Source organism: Idiomarina sp. PL1-037, from assembly GCF_034422975.1.
GTDB lineage: Bacteria > Pseudomonadota > Gammaproteobacteria > Enterobacterales > Alteromonadaceae > Idiomarina.
In genome coordinates, this window is sequence record NZ_CP139873.1 from 1,774,674 (window position 1) to 1,790,560 (window position 15,887).

A 15,887-nucleotide genomic window follows, 5' to 3' on the forward strand; every position below is an offset into this window, starting at 1 on the left:
CAGCGGCTATTCAATAGCTGCATCAGAATTGACGTTTGAAACACAGGCACTGCAACGCCCGTCACCAGCTGACTCTAAAATCACCTATCACCTTGGTTCAAGAACAAAGCCAGCAAATAACCTACTGCTTATATTGCAAGGTTCTGATTGCCGGAGCGCATTAACAAACAATTCTGTTAATGAAGTTTTACCCAAAGTGCGACCCGACGCCGATGTTCTGCTCATTGAGAAATGGGGGCTGACACCAGAAACCAGCGAATGCCCGCAAGTCTACACCGACAATGATTCACCTTCACAACGGGTCAGTGACGCTAAACAGGTGCTGGAACACCTAAACAAAGGTTATCAATCGATTTACGTTCTGGGTGGCAGCGAGGGAGCCGTTATTGCCGTCATGCTGCGCGAAGCGTTCCCCGGCATTACCGCCACTATCGCATTTAATGGTGGCGGTAATTCGTTTCAGGACGATATTGAGCACAATATAAAAGCATCGACACCCGCAGAGGTTACAGCATCGGTACTTGCCGAGTTTCGCGAGTTTGCAGAACAAATAAAAACATCAAATGAGCCCTTTACCGTTAATTCAAGCCAGCATGGCTACAAGTGGTGGAAAGAAATGCTTACCCTTAAGCAAATCAACATCATCGAACGCGGAAAAACACCTCTGCTCATTGTTCAATCGGGACAGGACGATTCAGTAGACCCAGAGAAAACCCAGGTGATGATAGAAAATCTGAGTAGCACGGAGAACGTTGGCTATCGGTACTTTGAAGAACTTGACCACGGCCTACGAAAAGAAAATGGCGACAGTATTGATGACTCCGCACTGGCTGTCATGCGAGGATGGTTTCAGAAACACTGAGAATGCTATGAGTTGCAGATATGAAAACAGATAATAAAATACTTTCGACCATATACTTGGCGCTGGTTATTATTGGTGGTTACTATGTGGGCGGTACCATCGTCAAGTCCTTTCAAGCGGGTGAGTTCACTCTACACAGTACAGAGTTTAAAGATTTTCTCATAGCACTACTTATTTCATCGCTTTATCACTGGTGGGAAGCGCGCAAAGAGAAAGCGAAAAATGAGCAATCTTGACTCTCCCTGGCAGCAATTAAAATAATGGACGGCTTTCCGGCCGCCCATGAGTTTAAGAAGAGTTTTCCTGAAAGAACTTATATCTGCTAATCGTGATATCCACTGTCCGGGTCGACCTTACCCCGGAAGACCCAATAAGTATAACCTGTGTAAGCGAAGATCGTGGGGAGCAGGAACATTGCACCGACCAACAGAAACTTCAGGCTGTTGTCCGGTGCTGCGGCTTCCCACAGGGTAATGCTGCGGGGTACCAGATACGGGAATATGCTGACCGCGAAGCCGGTGTAAGCCAGCAGGAACATGCCCAAACCCCATAGGTAGGGGCGTCCTTCCTGTTTTCTATGCAGCGAGCGCAGTAAACCAATGGTCATCACCGCCAGCAATATTGGCAAAGCCCACAGGCCAACGGAGGCCGGGTAAGTGAACCAGCGCTCGGCAATAAACATATCAACATAAGGTAAGTAAAGGCTCACAAAGGCAATGCAGGCCACCAGCAATATCGTGGTGTACCAGCCGGCACGGTAGCTTTGACGCTGCAGGTCGCCGCGGGTTTTCATCACCAACCAGGTCGCACCCAGCATCATGTAGCCGATAACCACCGCCATGCCACAGAAAAGAGTAAAGGGTGTCAGCCAGTCGAACCAGCCGCCGGAGTATTCCCGTCCGGTTACCTGAATGCCCTGCAGCATAGCGCCCAGCATAATGCCCTGACTCATGGCCGCTATCAGCGAGCCGGTAATAAAGGATAAGTCCCAGATGCCTTTGGCGCGTTTGGTTTTAAAGCGGTACTCAAAAGCCACGCCGCGGAAAATAAGCCCCAGCAGCATAGCAATAACCGGCATATAAAGCGCCGGCATCAGCACCGAGTAAGCCAGCGGGAACACCGCCAGCAGACCACCACCGCCCAGCACCAGCCAGGTTTCGTTACCGTCCCAGACCGGCGCCACGGTGTTCATCATCACGTCACGGTCTTCTTCTTTTTTGAACCAGGGAAACAGCAGTGCTATCCCCAGGTCAAAGCCATCGAGGGCGACGTAAGCAAATACGGCGACCGAAATTAATATGGCCCAAATCAGTGCGTAATCCATAGCTTACACCTCCTCATCGTAGATGCGCTCAGCGGCCATGGTCGGCTTATGCTTCGCGTAGTCAGGAATGGTGACCTGTTCAGGGTTCCCCGCCATTTTGCGCAGAATGTAGAAGGTGCCCGCACCAAAAACGAGGAAGTACACCACAATAAAGGCTATCAGGCTGCCTGCCACACCAGCTTTATCAATGGGCGAGGCCGCATCGGCGGTGCGCAGCAGGCCATAGACCACCCAGGGCTGACGCCCCACTTCGGTGACTATCCAGCCGGCAATGACCGCCACAAAGCCCATGGGTCCCATGAATAGACTGAAGCGCAGCAAGGTTTTATTGTCGTACAGTTTGCCGCGCAGGCGCTGGAAGCCTGACCAGAGTCCGGCAAGCACCATCAGAATGCCCACGCCGACCATTATCCGGAAGGCCCAGAATACGGTAGCCACCGGCGGCCAGTCTTCCCGCGGGAACTGGTCAAGACCGGTTACTTCTGCGTCTATGTCGTGCTTAAGAATAATGCTGGCAAGACCGGGCACTTTCAGGGCGTAGTCTACTTCCGCAGTTTCCTGGTTCGGCATCCCGAATAAATACAGCGGTGCCCGGGCTTCGGTATGGAAGTGCCCTTCCATTGCCGCCACTTTCGCCGGTTGATGCTCCTGCGTATTCAGTCCGTGGAAGTCTCCGACAAGAACCTGCAGCGGAGCCACAATGAGTGCCATCCACATGGCCATGGAGAACATTTTACGGGCTGCGGCGTTGGTTTTGTCTTTCAGCAAATGCCAGGCACCCACCGCACCGACTACAAAGGCCACGGTCAGGTAGGCTGCCAGCAGCATGTGCGCCAGCCGATAAGGGAAGGACGGGTTAAACACCACCTCAAACCAGTCCTTCGCAGCAAACTGACCGACGTCATTCATGATGTAACCAGCGGGCGTCTGCATCCAGCTGTTTGCTGATAAGATCCAGAAGGCTGAAATAGCCGTGCCCACCGCCACCATCAGGGTGGCAAAGAAGTGCAGCTTCTCGCCGACCTTATTCATGCCAAATAACATAATGCCAAGAAAACCAGCTTCAAGAAAAAAGGCCGTCAGCACTTCGTAACCCATTAGCGGGCCGATAACCGGGCCGGCTTTATCGGAAAATACCGACCAGTTGGTACCAATCTGATAACCCATCACAATGCCGGAGACCACGCCCATACCAAAGGCCACAGCGAAGATCTTCACCCAGTAACGGAAGAGCTGCTGGTACACCGGGTTACGGGTTTTGAGGTACAACCCTTCCAGAACAGCCAGAAAACTGGCTACCCCGATAGTAAACGAAGGAAATATAATGTGAAACGCGATAGTGAACGCAAACTGAAAGCGCGCTAAAAACAGTGCATCAAAGTATTCGAACATAGCGACCTCTCTTAACTACTGCTTGTTCTAACTTTCTGTCTTTAAAGACAAAAATAAGAGGCAGATCTCATAATTATTAACCTGAATAAAACATGGTTTCGTGAACAACGGTTTCTTCAGACTCCCGAGACTCAATGACGAAATCAAAATGTGAGATTGTGGCCTCAGGCTCCTCTTCCGTCGTTAATGTCAGTACAACACTTCGCTTCTCTCCAGGACCTACAGCAAAAGGTCCAATATCTGAAAGTTGAGCGCCTTCCAGCCCGGAAGCCGTCACATCGAAGTTTTTTACGTAACTGGATTTATTCAGCAAGGTGACGGTGTAAGCGTTTTCAACCAAGCCCTGGTTATTAATTCGATACAAAGCCTGACGGTCTCTTATCACGCCTACTTCAAAACTCTGCCATGTCAGCATCCAGACGATGATCCCGGTAATGATGAGTGCAGACACCACGCCGTATAACCATTGACCGCCGCCATTGCGTGCAGACTCTTTCTCACTACGAAAGCCAATGAGTTCCCTTTCATAGCCAAAGTTATCCATCACTCTATTGCAGGCATCCACACACAAACCGCAGTTAATGCACTCATATTGCAAGCCGTTGCGAATATCGATACCTGCCGGGCAAACTTGCACGCAGAGTTTACAATCGACGCAATCACCCAGCTCCGAAGGAGCACTGCCTCTTTTCCTCGGCCCTCTGTCTTCACCACGGGTAGCGTCGTAAGTCACGAGTTTGGTACCGGAATCAAACATTGCAGATTGAAAACGGGCGTAGGGGCACATGTGCTGACACATTTTTTCACGCAACCAACCCGCATTGCCGTATGTGCAGGCAGCCAGAACAAGAACCCAGCCATAAATAAGACCAGAACTTGAAAGAGTAAAAAAGCCAGAATAAAGTTCTTTTACGGGAGTAAAGTAGGACATAAAAGTTAACGCCGTCAGCAAAGCAACGGCCGCCCAGATTAAATGCTTAACACCTTTTTTAGCGATTTTCTCAACGCTCAGAGACGCTTTATCTAACGCTTTACTCTGGTTCGCAGTTCCTTCAATACGCCGCTCAATCCAGTTAAACATTAGCATCCAGACTGTCTGCGGACAGGTAAAGCCGCACCACACCCGGCCATAACGAACCGTCACAAAAAACAAAGCGAAGGCAGCAAGGATAAATATCAGGCTAAATATGATGAGGTCTTGCGGAAACAACTTAATGGAGAAAAACCGGAGAGTTTGCTGTGCTACGTCGAACAAAATGGCCTGTTGTCCATTGTATTGAATAAATGGAATGGCAATGAAAAGAAGCATTAGGAAAACGTTCAGGTAACGGCGGTTTCGCTGATATTTACCGGTTTCCTCTTTTATATAAATTTTCCCATCTGGCACGCCAGTCTGGAAAATGACATCCTTTTTTGAAATTTGCTTGACACTCACCGTAATTACTCCGCAATGAACAACACAGAGGAATTCTAATTACTGGAGTTTTCGGGGGTAGATACAGAAAAGAGTTAAAAAGCTAGATCAGTCAGCAGAACGGCGAGCAATGTGCTCCCTCAGGTGCTGACAAAGCTGTTGCAACAGCTGTTTGTTGGCGTCGGTTAGCTCAAACGAAGCATTCACCCGCAAGCAATGATTAAACTCATCCTGCAACGCGAACAGTTTGCCCGGAGCCAGCGTAATATTTTTATCCAGAGCTTCGCGGTACAACAACGTGGTATCGACGCTGGCGTCAAACTCCAACCACAAAAAATAACCGCCACTATGGTTATAGATTTTGGCAATGTCGCTTAGCTGTTGCTGCAAAAACTCGTGCATTTTACGTTTTCGGGAAGCCAGCGTTTTGCGTAATTCTTTAAGGTGCCTCTCGTAGTTTTTTGTCGACAGATATTCCACTAAGGATAACTGAATAGGCGCACTGGTCGCTAAGGTGCTCATTAGTTGACGTTTTTGTACTTCCAGTGCGCGGTTACCGGCTGCCACCCAGCCAATACGAAACCCGGCTACAAGCGATTTAGAAAATGACGAACACAGCATGACGTTATTGCTGTTATCAAATTGTTTTACTGCCAGCGGTGCCGTGTCTCCTTCATACAACTCGCTGTACACATCGTCCTCAATTAACACGACGTTGTACTTTTCCAGCAGTTGCGCCACCTGCTGCTTCTTTTCATTGCTAAGCGAATAGCCAATCGGATTCTGAAAATTCGACATTAACCAGCAGGCTTTAACATCATAGCTCTGAAACGCCCGCTCCAGAGATGACATATCGAGCCCATGTTCAGGATCAACCGCCACAGAAATAGCTTTAAGACCAAGCCGCTCTAAGGTCTGCATCGCACCATAAAAGGCCGGAGCTTCAATCACCACCCAGTCGCCTGGTTCAGTAGCGGCCTGAAGACTCAAACTCAGCGCCTCCAGTGCCCCTGCGGTTATTACAATTTCATCGGGCGAAATATTCATACCTCGCGCCGCGTAACGCTTAGCAATTAGATGCCGCAGCTCTTCATTACCGGGTGGCAGGTTATCCAGCGCAGTCATTAAAGACGACTGTTTTGCTGCTGACGCAACTGCTTTATTCAGTTGATAGCGCGGAGACAAGGAAGGATCAGGATACGCAAAACCTAAACTCAACGTATGAACGTTACGAGATGCCTGCAGCACTTCAAATACAAAGTCGTTCACACTAACCGCTTCAGTTGGCTGAATAGAATGTGACTGATTTTGAGGAGATTTTACCGAGGCAGAAACGCTGTAGCCTGAGCGCTCCCGAGCCGCCAGAATGCCCTGAGACTCGAGCATTTGATAAGCATGCAAAACCGTCATTAGACTATAACCGGACTGCTCCGCCTGTCTCCTTAAAGAAGGCAGTTTTTCACCGGGCAACCATATGCCTTGCTCAATTTGAAGCCTTAACTGATTTGCCAGTAGCTCATACTTTTTCATGAAAATACTCTGATGAACCGAACGAGCTAAATAATAACAGATTATTTTCTTAACTGTTATATAAAGCCCGTTACAGAAAAATCAAAGCAGAAAGAGTCATGCATTTTTTGCTTTAGAACGTCTCGGGCTTTCTATCAGAGACTGTTGGGTGAATATTGAACACCCAAGAATGATTTAAAACTCTATGCAAATTTTACCGAAGTGCTTGCCGGACTCTTCATAACGGAACGCATCCGCTAATTCTTCCAGAGCAAAGGCTTTATCAATTACCGGCTTCACACCGTTAGCTTCTAGAGCACGCACAAAGTCTTTCTGATTGTCGCAGCTGCCAACAATTAACCCCTGTAGTCGTGCCTGCTTAGCCATTAGTTTAGCGGTTGGAACCTCACCTTCACTTCCGGTTAGAACACCAATTAACGCAATGTGCCCCGCTATCGCGACCGCATTAATAGACTGTGGCAAGGTGCCCGGGCCACCCACTTCAATCACATGGTCTACGCCACGGCCGCCAGTTAATTTACCAACCGTTTTGCCCCATTCAGGGTCTTCCTTGTAGTTAATCAGATGATCCGCTCCAAGCTCTTTATACTGTTGGAGTTTGTCGTTAGAAGAGGATGTGGCAAATACCGTCGCCCCCAGGCTTTTCGCTAACTGGCAGGCAAATACTGATACGCCACCACTGCCGAGCACGAGCACCGTATTGCCCGGTTTAATGCCACCGTCCACGACCAGAGCGCGCCAGGCTGTTAAACCTGCAGTCGTCAGCGTTGCCGATTCAGTATGGCTGTAGTTTTTAGGTTGATGAGTAAAGAACTGAGCAGGACGCACCACAACTTCGCGAGCGTAACCATCAATACCATCGCCCGGCGTGTTGTGGAAGTCGCCCACTGGTGCCGGCCCACTTTGCCAGTAAGGGAAAAAGGTAGAAACAACGTTGTCCCCTACCGCGAATTCTTCCACGCCTTCGCCAACGGCTTCAACAACACCGGCGCCATCAGACATTGGAATGCGTCCGTCTTCCGTTGGGATAAAACCAGACGCTACGCCGTAATCATGGAAGTTAAGAGAGCTGGCCTTAACCTTTACGCGAATTTCTCCCGGACCAGGCTGGCCGGGGTCTTCCATTTCGGTTACCTGGATATTATCCAGCCCAAACGGCTTTTTGAGTCGTAGCGCTTTCATCTTCTTAGTCATGTTGCTAGTTCCTTTAACTAGAGTGTGTGTTCAATTGTAGTTCTTATGAGGGGGATCGGATCAAATACACTGAACTTGCACAATATTGATCTACGACAAGCCAATCTTAAATATCAGTCGAAATTCAGATATCAATTGATATCTGAAAATCATAAGCTACTCTTAAATTCAAGGTGTTTAGACATTCAGTCTAAAATCTTTACAAAAGAAGGATATAGCTCATGGCAAACTCAAATATTCCAGGCTTCGATATCAGAAAAACTGCGCCCGAAGGATTCGAGCACGAACCCGACGCAACTTCCGGCTACTGGCATCATCAACCACAAAATACGTTACCACCGCATGATTTCATCGGCCCCTATGCAAGACATCGCCCCTTACCTACCCCGGGCGTGGAAAAACGAAAAGCCTATATCATTGGTGGTGGTATTGGTGGTCTGGCCGCTGCTTTTTACTTAATCCGCGATGCCCATATGCCGCCAGAAAACATCACTATTCTGGAAGAAATGGCGGTCGAAGGTGGCTCCATGGACGGTTCTGGTAACCCGGAAGACGGGTATATCGTTCGTGGCGGCCGTGAAATGAACTGGAACTACGACACTCTGTGGGATATGTTTCAGGACGTACCCGCGGTTGAATTGCCTGAAGGATATTCAGTCCTCGATGAATACCGAATGGTTAACGACAACGACCCAAATTACTCGAAAGCCCGGTTAATGCGCAATTGCGGAGAGATCATGGATTTCACCGACTTTGGTCTCTCGAAATCCGAACAACGGGAAATGATACGACTGCTCCTTAAACGCAAAGAAGAGCTCGATGATATCACCATTGAGGAATACTTCAGCACAGGCTTTCTTGAAAGCAATTTTTGGTCGCTTTTCCGCAGTATGTTTGCCTTTAAAAACTGTCATAGTTTATTAGAGACTAAACTCTACATGCATCGTTTCCTCGATTCCATTGACGGGTTTGGTGACATGTCGGTTCTTGTCTTCCCGAAATACAACCAGTTCGATACTTTCATTAAGCCGTTAGCTAATATGCTACGCGATAAAGGCGTAAAATTTCAGCTGGATACCCGCGTGTATGACCTGGATATGACAGAATCTAACGGCCAGAAAACGGTTACGGGTATACGTTGTGTCGTAGCTGATGAAGAGCAACGCATTGACGTGGCAGATGGCGACCTGGTTTTTGCACTCACCGGGTCAATGACAGAAAACACCGCCTATGGTGACATGAATACTGTACCTGATTTGAAAGTAGACCGTCATGATCCAGGCGAGAACAGCGGTTGGAGTCTCTGGAAAAATCTTGCCGAAAAAGCCCCCGTATTTGGTAAACCAGAGAAATTTTACGGTGACGTTGATCAATCAATGTGGGAGTCCGCAACGCTAACCTGTAAATCCTCTCCTCTGGTGGATAAATTGACAGAGCTTTCGGTCAATGATCCTTACTCAGGCCGAACAGTGACAGGTGGGATCATCACCTTTACCGACTCTAATTGGTTCTTGAGCGTAACCATCAACCGTCAGCCACACTTCCCGGACCAACCTGAAGATACATTAGTGGTTTGGGTTTATGGCCTGCTGATGGACAAGGACGGAAATTTGGTCAAAAAACCGATGCCGCAATGCACAGGTAAAGAAATTCTCGCGGAACTCTGTCACCATCTCGGCATAGAAGACGAACTGGAAGCAGTTGCGGCCAGAACAAAAGTCCGCACCGCCCTCATGCCCTATATCACCTCTCAATTTATGAAACGTGCAGCAGGAGACCGACCTCAGCCAGTGCCTGAAGGATGCACCAACCTGGGACTAGTCGGGCAGTTCGTTGAGACCAGAAACGACATTATTTTTACTATGGAAACCTCCGTTCGTACTGCACGGATTGGAGTGTATAAGCTGCTCAACATTCCTAAGCAAGTACCGGACATTAGCCCAACACAATACGACATCCGAAACATGATAAAAGGGGCAAGGGCTTTGAATAGTGGTCATCCCTTTATGGGTGAACGTCTGTTACACTGGCTATTGGATAAAACTTATTTTGCTCATATCCTGCCTCCTTTACCAGATTCTGAACGCTCTAAACACGAGATGCTGGCACAGGAAGTTGGAGATCTTTTGAGTAAAGGAAGCGAGGCTGTCAAAGGAATTGGATCTTGGATTACAAAGGTTCGTGACAGTTTCTCAAGCAAGCACAAGTAAACCGAGCCATAGCGGTGCGTCTTCGACGCACCGCCTGAGGATTTAAAAATGACACACACAGCCCGAAGGCTGACTCGGCGCGAACAACAAGAGCAAACTCGTTTTCGCTTAATTGACGCCGCAAATCAGATGTTCGCAGAAGGAGGAGTGGTCTCGGCATCGCTGCGAAACCTCTGTGCACGTGCGGGGTTTTCTCAGGGAGCGTTTTACTCGAACTTTACGAGCAAAGACGAACTCTTACTTGCCGTTATCGAAAGCCATATTCAACAGGAAGTTTCCCTCATGCAAGAACTCGTATCTAAACCAGATAGCGAGGATATCGATGAGACATTAGATTGGCTAGCGTGTCGTTTATCAGAGTTAGCACTTGATCCGAGCTGGTCGCTTCTCTCCGTTGAGTTACAACTCCACTCTCGACGCGACCCGAATTTCGCTGCACGTAGTGAAAAAGTTAAAATGGCGAGTTTAAAACAATTCACTACCCTACTGGAGAATCTGATTAATCGCCACAACTTAGTTGCAGCTATTCCCACTTTTGATTTAGCCAGAGGGCTTTACGCGCTTTGGTCCGGGTTAGCATTACAAGGATCGGTTAAAGACGCCTTACCCCGAGATCAGGTGTTTCTCTCTTTTTTACGTAACATGATCGTTACACCGAGTACGTAAAACGGTTTACAATATTAAAATGCGCCTGAGTTAGCTCAGCTTAATTTTAATACAAAGGTTGAACGTTAAGCATGCAGGAAAACGGCTATATTCATTTTAACAAGGCTGAAGGTTGCGGTTATTTAACCCTAGGGGGAGACTGGACAGTTGCCCATTACATTGACCTAAAAAAACAGCTGGCTAACCTGGGGGACGTACCGAAATCAGTAACTTGCAATGTTGATTCGATGAAAAAACTCGATACTGCAGGTGTACAGTTATTGTATCGCGCCTTAGGTGAACACAAGTTACGCCAATTGCCCTTAACTGAGCAACAAAACAATCTTATTGATACAGTCATTAATGCCTGCAGTAATCAGGAGCCGCCGTTGCCGGCCAAAAGTAACGGCTTTGTCCAAATGCTCGAACGGATAGGCATGTTCAGCTCAAATCTCTATCGCAACCAGCGCGACTTACTCGGATTTATGGGTGCCACCCTGCAAAGTGCGGCTCAAGTGATGGGTCGTCCGTCACGTTGGCGAGTAACAGCTTTTGTGGCCCAGCTAGAAGAAACTGGCTTAAACGCTTTGCCGATTGTAGCGCTGTTGACCTTTTTGGTCGGTGCGGTAGTTGCTTTTTTAGGTGCAACCGTACTCAGCGACTTCGGCGCCAGTATATATACCATCAACCTGGTTGGTTTTTCCTTTTTGCGCGAATTTGCTGTATTGCTTGCCGCAATTATGCTTGCCGGGAGAACAGCCAGTGCTTTTACCGCTCAGCTTGGTTCAATGAAATCTAACGAGGAAATTGATGCCCTTCGTGCACAAGGCCTGAATCCGCTTGAAATTCTCGTGTTACCGCGAGTGCTTGCTATGCTTGTCAGTTTGCCGGCTTTGACCCTTGTTGCAATGGCGTCGGGTATTGGCGGAGGGATGGTCATTTCCGCTCTGACATTGGATATTTCACCAGCGCTTTTCCTCCATATATTTGAACGCGATACCGGAATAAATCACTTCTGGGTAGGAATGATAAAAGCCCCGGTGTTTGCCTTTGTGATTGCGATTATTGGCTGTAACGAAGGCTTTAAAGTCAGTGGCAGCGCTCAGTCAGTTGGGGAGCACACCACGTCGAGTGTAGTGCAGTCAATCTTTATGGTAATTTTGCTCGACGCTCTGTTTGCGCTTTTCTTTATGGAGATTAACTGGTGAGTGACATAGCTATAGCCGTGCGCAACCTGCGTAATCAGTTTGGCCAACATGTGGTACACGAGGGGCTTGATCTCGATGTCTATCGTGGCGAGGTGCTGACCGTGGTCGGCGGCTCTGGCTCGGGAAAATCAGTATTAATGCGCAGCATTTTGGGGCTAACCCAACCGGCTGCAGGCAGCATTGAAATTAATGGCAAGGATGTATTGAAGCTCTCCACTGCCGAGCGTCAACGGGTCGATAGAAATACAGGCGTGCTTTTCCAAAAAGGTGCACTCTTCTCGTCACTAAATGTACGTGAAAATATCGCACTGCCCTTGCGTGAACACTTAGGAATGAACGCCAATGACGCCGGTGATATCGCCTCTTTAAAACTTGCATTGGTAGGACTGGATGCGCAAACAGCGGAAACCATGCCGCAATCTTTATCCGGTGGTATGATAAAGCGAGTTGCTTTAGCCCGCGCACTTGCCCTGGACCCGGACATTTTATTTTTAGACGAACCTACAGCTGGGCTTGACCCTATTGGAGCCGGTGAATTTGATTCGCTGTTAAAGACCCTGCAACAAGCGCTTGGGTTGACTGTATTTTTAGTCACTCACGATTTGGACAGTATTTATCAAGTTAGTGATCGGGTGGCGGTATTATCACAGAAAAAAGTACTGGTAGTGGATACCCTCGATAGGGTCGCCGCTCATCAGGATAGTTGGGTACAAGCTTACTTTCATGGTCCGCGAGGTAGAGCTGTGAGTAATCAACAAACGAGGCCAGAACATGGAAACTAAAGCACATCATGTGTTAATCGGCAGCTTTGTGCTGATTATAAGCGCGGCTTTTATCAGTGTTGTCCTATGGCTGGGGAAAACCAGTATCGATAGTGATTATGCCTACTATAAAGTTATTTTTAACGACGAAGTTAGCGGTTTGAATCCCGGTAGTGCAGTGGAATACAGCGGTATTAAAGTCGGCGACGTGGTTAATTTGCGCTTGGATCCTAACGATCCAAGAGTGGTGCATGTACGCATTCGGGTCAACTCGGATACTCCCATTAAAGATGACACAGGAGCGCGCCTGGGACTAGCCAATATAACCGGTAATGCACTTATTCGCCTATACGGCGGCTCACCAGAGAGCCCTCGGTTAAATGGTACTGAAAGTGATCCCGCGGTAATTGTGGCTGAACGCTCTGCACTTAACCAATTGTTCGCTAACAGCGAAAGTCTGCTCCAAAATGTGAATCTGTTTGTCCAGAACATCAATAGTATGTTCTCTGATGAAAATACTCAGCGCGTAGCAAAAACCTTACGTAATGTAGAGTCACTCACCTCCGCAATGGCCGATCGAGAAGATGATTTACAGGGCATTGCTGAAGGCTTGCACCAGACCATTGATGAGTCGCGCAAGAGCATGGCCGCATTGACACGCTTTGCTGAACAAGGCCAGAAATTGCTTAGCAGGCACGGCGACGAAACCTTTATAGAACTGCAGAATACGCTCCGGGCAATGAAAAAAGGAAGCAAAGATCTGACACGTATCATGAATGAGAATGAAGAGTCGTTAGAAGAAAGTGTTCGTGGATTGAGAGAAGTCGGTCCAGCGGCGCAAGAGCTGCAACGAACCTTACGTGTTATTAAGCGCATTGCGGAGCAACTAGAAGAAGAGCCTGGGTCATTTCTGCTGAGGCGTGGACAAGTCGAGGAGGTTGAGAAATGAAACTGTACCTGAGGCAAATCATGCTAAGCCTGATAATTACCTCATTAGCAGCATGTTCGGTGCTACCCGAAGCCGAGAAAATTCAAATCTATCATTTACCAATTAGCGGTTCTCTAAAAACGATATCAGAACCAAGACTGAACACGACGCTAAGTGTCGCAGAACCAAACACGCTAAGTTCGCTCAATACCTCGCGGATTAGTGAATTCAGTAATGGCCAAATCCAACGATACTACGCCGGAGCTCGCTGGGCCGATCGAGCACCAACCCTGGTACAGCAAAGTATGATGCAAACCCTGCAAAGTACCGACTTGTTTTCGCAAGTAGTAAGTACGGAAATAGACTTGTCTGCTGATTATCTTATTCACAGCAATCTGCGTGCTTTTCAAATAGAAGACTCCGAAGCAGGTGAGAAAGCTCATGTAATCTTGCATGTCAGTCTGATTAGCCAATCTGATCAAGAAGTTTTAGCAAGTACATTATTAGCAGAGCAAACTTCAGTAACCGGCTCTTCAATGCAAGACGCCACCGCGGCTCTGGGCAAAGCCATGGATAACATAAACACCGCGCTGTCTGAGTGGGTCTATATGTCTCTTAAACCGAAAACGGATTAGGTTCGCGAATTAAAAACTTCGAAAGCATAGCGCCCGTGTGCCTGGCACGCAGGCGCTAACCGAAAGTAGTTTCTCCGCTGTCATAAAAACAGCACCGTGTATTCATATAAAGTATACAAAGCTTTAACACTCTCCCCCTATCTTAATTACGCCGAATTGAAGTAACTCTTTTAACGATTGGGGAACCTAAATGAATACACGATGGAAAGCAGTTTCTGCGGCTATTGCCGTCAGTCTTTCAATGACGGCGGTAGCGCAACAAATTCAAGTCATACCTAACTATCAGAAAGACAATGCCTGGTATACTGAAGCACAAACCCGCCTGTCTGAAAAAGAAGTAACTAATAACCAGTTTAAAGCCAAAAACGTTATTGTATTTGTCGGTGACGGCATGGGCATTTCTACGCTGACGTCAGCCCGCATACTAAAAGGTCAACTTAACGGACAGCCAGGTGAAGAAGAATTTTTGGCATTTGAACGTTTTCCTAGAACAGCGCTAGTCAAAACTTATAACGTCGACGCTCAAACTCCTGACTCTGCCGGCACTATGACGGCTATGATGTCAGGCTTAAAAACGGACGTCGGCGTTATTGGCGTCAATGAGCAAGTCCAACGCGGTGAATGCTCCACCTCTAAAGGTAATGAAGTAGCAACAGCACTAGAGCTTGCAGAAATTAAAGGGTTATCGACCGGCATTGTCTCTACGGCCCGAATTACACACGCAACACCTGCCGCAACTTATGCGAAATCTGCAGATCGTAACTGGGAAGATATATCTGACATGCCTGAGTCAGCTATTAATCAGGGGTGTAAAGATATTGCCGATCAGCTTGTCAATTTCGAAACTTACCTCGAACAACGTTACACCGGAATAGATGTTGATGGTATTGAAGTTGTCTTAGGTGGCGGCAGACGTCACTTTCTCCCAAAAGATGAGTCGTTTAACAGCCCTGACGCAGGCAGCGCAGTTGAGGGTGATCGGACCGATAGCAGGGACTTAACCTCTGAATGGCAAGAACGATACGCAGATGGCGTCTACGTTTATGATCAAGCAGGCTTTGACAGCCTCGACACTGCTAGTACAAACAAGTTATTCGGGCTTTTCAACGAATCTCATATGCAATACGAGGCAGATCGCGATAACGACATAGCAGGCGAACCGTCAATTGAGCAAATGACCGAGACCGCACTCAATATACTGAAAAAAAATAATAAAGGCTTCTTTTTGATGGTGGAGTCAGGCCGTATTGACCACGCCCATCACGCAGGGAATGCTGCAGGGGCTCTAACCGATACTCTGGCGTTTGAAGCAGCAATCAAGTCAGCCTATGAAAATACTGATCCCGAGGAGACACTGATACTGGTAACGGCTGACCACGGACACGTATTTACAATAGCTGGCTACCCTAAACGTGGTAATCCCATTTTAGGTAAAGTTGTTAACGTTGGGTCTGAAGAGCCAGCCGAAGCAGCTGACGGCATGCCATATACCACTTTAGGTTACACCAACGGTCGAGGCTTTATGAATTTAGCAACAGAAACCAATTCCGATGTTGCTTACACAATGGATATTGATACCGGTCGCAAAGACTTAACGGGTATTGATACCACCTCTGCCGGCTATCATCAGGAAGCGTTGATACCGCTTAGTTCAGAGACCCACTCGGGCGAGGATATAACACTGCACGCGACAGGACCAGGAAGCCAACTGGTACAGGGCGTAGTAGAACAAAGCGTTGTTTTTCATATCATTAACCAAGCACTCGGACTTCTCGACGAGTAAT

Annotated in this window: 14 protein-coding genes; 9 read left to right on the forward strand and 5 right to left on the reverse strand. The window is 47.8% G+C overall.

The features are described from left to right. The first annotated feature begins 28 nt into the window (after positions 1-28). Both U0358_RS08310 and U0358_RS08315 read left to right on the forward strand, forming a co-directional pair. A complete protein-coding gene (locus U0358_RS08310; RefSeq protein WP_322405979.1) occupies positions 29-862 on the forward strand; it encodes an acyl-CoA thioester hydrolase/BAAT C-terminal domain-containing protein in 834 nt (277 codons plus the stop codon). A gap of 20 nt (positions 863-882) precedes the next feature. After that, positions 883-1,098 carry a hypothetical protein gene (locus U0358_RS08315; RefSeq protein WP_322405981.1) on the forward strand — a complete coding sequence of 72 codons (216 nt, stop codon included), beginning with the start codon at positions 883-885 and terminating at the stop codon, positions 1,096-1,098. An 86-nt stretch (positions 1,099-1,184) separates the two neighbouring features. Here the strand turns inward: U0358_RS08315 and cydB are convergent, their stop codons facing one another. The 5 genes from cydB to U0358_RS08340 all read right to left on the reverse strand — a co-directional run bounded on the left by cydB (position 1,185) and on the right by U0358_RS08340 (position 7,716). Continuing rightward, positions 1,185-2,186, reverse strand: coding sequence for a cytochrome d ubiquinol oxidase subunit II (gene cydB, locus U0358_RS08320; protein WP_322405983.1), 1,002 nt, complete (start codon positions 2,184-2,186; stop codon positions 1,185-1,187). A 3-nt stretch (positions 2,187-2,189) separates the two neighbouring features. After that, positions 2,190-3,578, reverse strand: a complete 1,389-nt coding sequence (locus U0358_RS08325) for a cytochrome ubiquinol oxidase subunit I (RefSeq protein ID WP_322405985.1) — start codon at positions 3,576-3,578, stop codon at positions 2,190-2,192. A 76-nt stretch (positions 3,579-3,654) separates the two neighbouring features. Next, positions 3,655-5,013: a cytochrome c oxidase accessory protein CcoG gene (gene ccoG, locus U0358_RS08330; protein WP_322405987.1), complete on the reverse strand. Its 1,359-nt coding sequence runs from the start codon at positions 5,011-5,013 to the stop codon at positions 3,655-3,657. Between the two features lie 87 nt (positions 5,014-5,100). After that, positions 5,101-6,522 (reverse strand): aminotransferase-like domain-containing protein, encoded by a 1,422-nt coding sequence (locus tag U0358_RS08335; RefSeq protein WP_322405989.1) that lies wholly within the window; start codon positions 6,520-6,522, stop codon positions 5,101-5,103. Between the two features lie 174 nt (positions 6,523-6,696). Then, a complete protein-coding gene (locus U0358_RS08340) occupies positions 6,697-7,716 on the reverse strand; it encodes a zinc-dependent alcohol dehydrogenase family protein (protein ID WP_322405991.1) in 1,020 nt (339 codons plus the stop codon). 221 nt (positions 7,717-7,937) lie between these two features. Between U0358_RS08340 and U0358_RS08345 the strand changes: the two genes are divergently transcribed. From U0358_RS08345 to U0358_RS08375, 7 genes are all read left to right on the forward strand, one after another. Next, entirely contained in the window at positions 7,938-9,926 is a 1,989-nt protein-coding gene (locus U0358_RS08345; protein WP_322405993.1) for an oleate hydratase, read from the forward strand. Between the two features lie 48 nt (positions 9,927-9,974). Beyond that, complete coding sequence (locus U0358_RS08350) at positions 9,975-10,592, forward strand: TetR/AcrR family transcriptional regulator (protein ID WP_317498679.1); 618 nt, start codon at positions 9,975-9,977, stop codon at positions 10,590-10,592. A gap of 71 nt (positions 10,593-10,663) precedes the next feature. Continuing rightward, complete coding sequence (locus U0358_RS08355; RefSeq protein ID WP_317498678.1) at positions 10,664-11,779, forward strand: MlaE family ABC transporter permease; 1,116 nt, start codon at positions 10,664-10,666, stop codon at positions 11,777-11,779. Then, entirely contained in the window at positions 11,776-12,561 is a 786-nt protein-coding gene (locus U0358_RS08360; protein WP_317498677.1) for an ABC transporter ATP-binding protein, read from the forward strand. The genes U0358_RS08355 and U0358_RS08360 overlap by 4 nt, the downstream gene beginning before the upstream one ends. Next, complete coding sequence (locus tag U0358_RS08365; protein ID WP_322405995.1) at positions 12,551-13,489, forward strand: MlaD family protein; 939 nt, start codon at positions 12,551-12,553, stop codon at positions 13,487-13,489. Before U0358_RS08360 ends, U0358_RS08365 begins: the two co-directional genes overlap by 11 nt. Then, the gene (locus tag U0358_RS08370) at positions 13,486-14,103 is read left to right on the forward strand and encodes an ABC-type transport auxiliary lipoprotein family protein (RefSeq protein ID WP_322405997.1); all 618 of its coding nucleotides are present in this window, start codon (positions 13,486-13,488) and stop codon (positions 14,101-14,103) included. The genes U0358_RS08365 and U0358_RS08370 overlap by 4 nt, the downstream gene beginning before the upstream one ends. A 190-nt stretch (positions 14,104-14,293) precedes the next feature. Next, positions 14,294-15,886 (forward strand): alkaline phosphatase, encoded by a 1,593-nt coding sequence (locus U0358_RS08375; protein ID WP_317498674.1) that lies wholly within the window; start codon positions 14,294-14,296, stop codon positions 15,884-15,886. Position 15,887 lies beyond the last annotated feature (1 nt).

What these genes read in the sequence shown, in the direction of transcription:
- U0358_RS08315 (WP_322405981.1), top strand. Translation starts at nt 883, where the DNA reads ATGAAAACAGATAATAAAATACTTTCGACCATATACTTGGCGCTGGTT.
- cydB (WP_322405983.1), bottom strand. Translation starts at nt 2,186, where the DNA reads ATGGATTACGCACTGATTTGGGCCATATTAATTTCGGTCGCCGTATTT.
- U0358_RS08325 (WP_322405985.1), bottom strand. Translation starts at nt 3,578, where the DNA reads ATGTTCGAATACTTTGATGCACTGTTTTTAGCGCGCTTTCAGTTTGCG.
- U0358_RS08335 (WP_322405989.1), bottom strand. Translation starts at nt 6,522, where the DNA reads ATGAAAAAGTATGAGCTACTGGCAAATCAGTTAAGGCTTCAAATTGAG.
- U0358_RS08340 (WP_322405991.1), bottom strand. Translation starts at nt 7,716, where the DNA reads ATGACTAAGAAGATGAAAGCGCTACGACTCAAAAAGCCGTTTGGGCTG.
- U0358_RS08345 (WP_322405993.1), top strand. Translation starts at nt 7,938, where the DNA reads ATGGCAAACTCAAATATTCCAGGCTTCGATATCAGAAAAACTGCGCCC.
- U0358_RS08350 (WP_317498679.1), top strand. Translation starts at nt 9,975, where the DNA reads ATGACACACACAGCCCGAAGGCTGACTCGGCGCGAACAACAAGAGCAA.
- U0358_RS08355 (WP_317498678.1), top strand. Translation starts at nt 10,664, where the DNA reads ATGCAGGAAAACGGCTATATTCATTTTAACAAGGCTGAAGGTTGCGGT.
- U0358_RS08365 (WP_322405995.1), top strand. Translation starts at nt 12,551, where the DNA reads ATGGAAACTAAAGCACATCATGTGTTAATCGGCAGCTTTGTGCTGATT.
- U0358_RS08370 (WP_322405997.1), top strand. Translation starts at nt 13,486, where the DNA reads ATGAAACTGTACCTGAGGCAAATCATGCTAAGCCTGATAATTACCTCA.
- U0358_RS08375 (WP_317498674.1), top strand. Translation starts at nt 14,294, where the DNA reads ATGAATACACGATGGAAAGCAGTTTCTGCGGCTATTGCCGTCAGTCTT.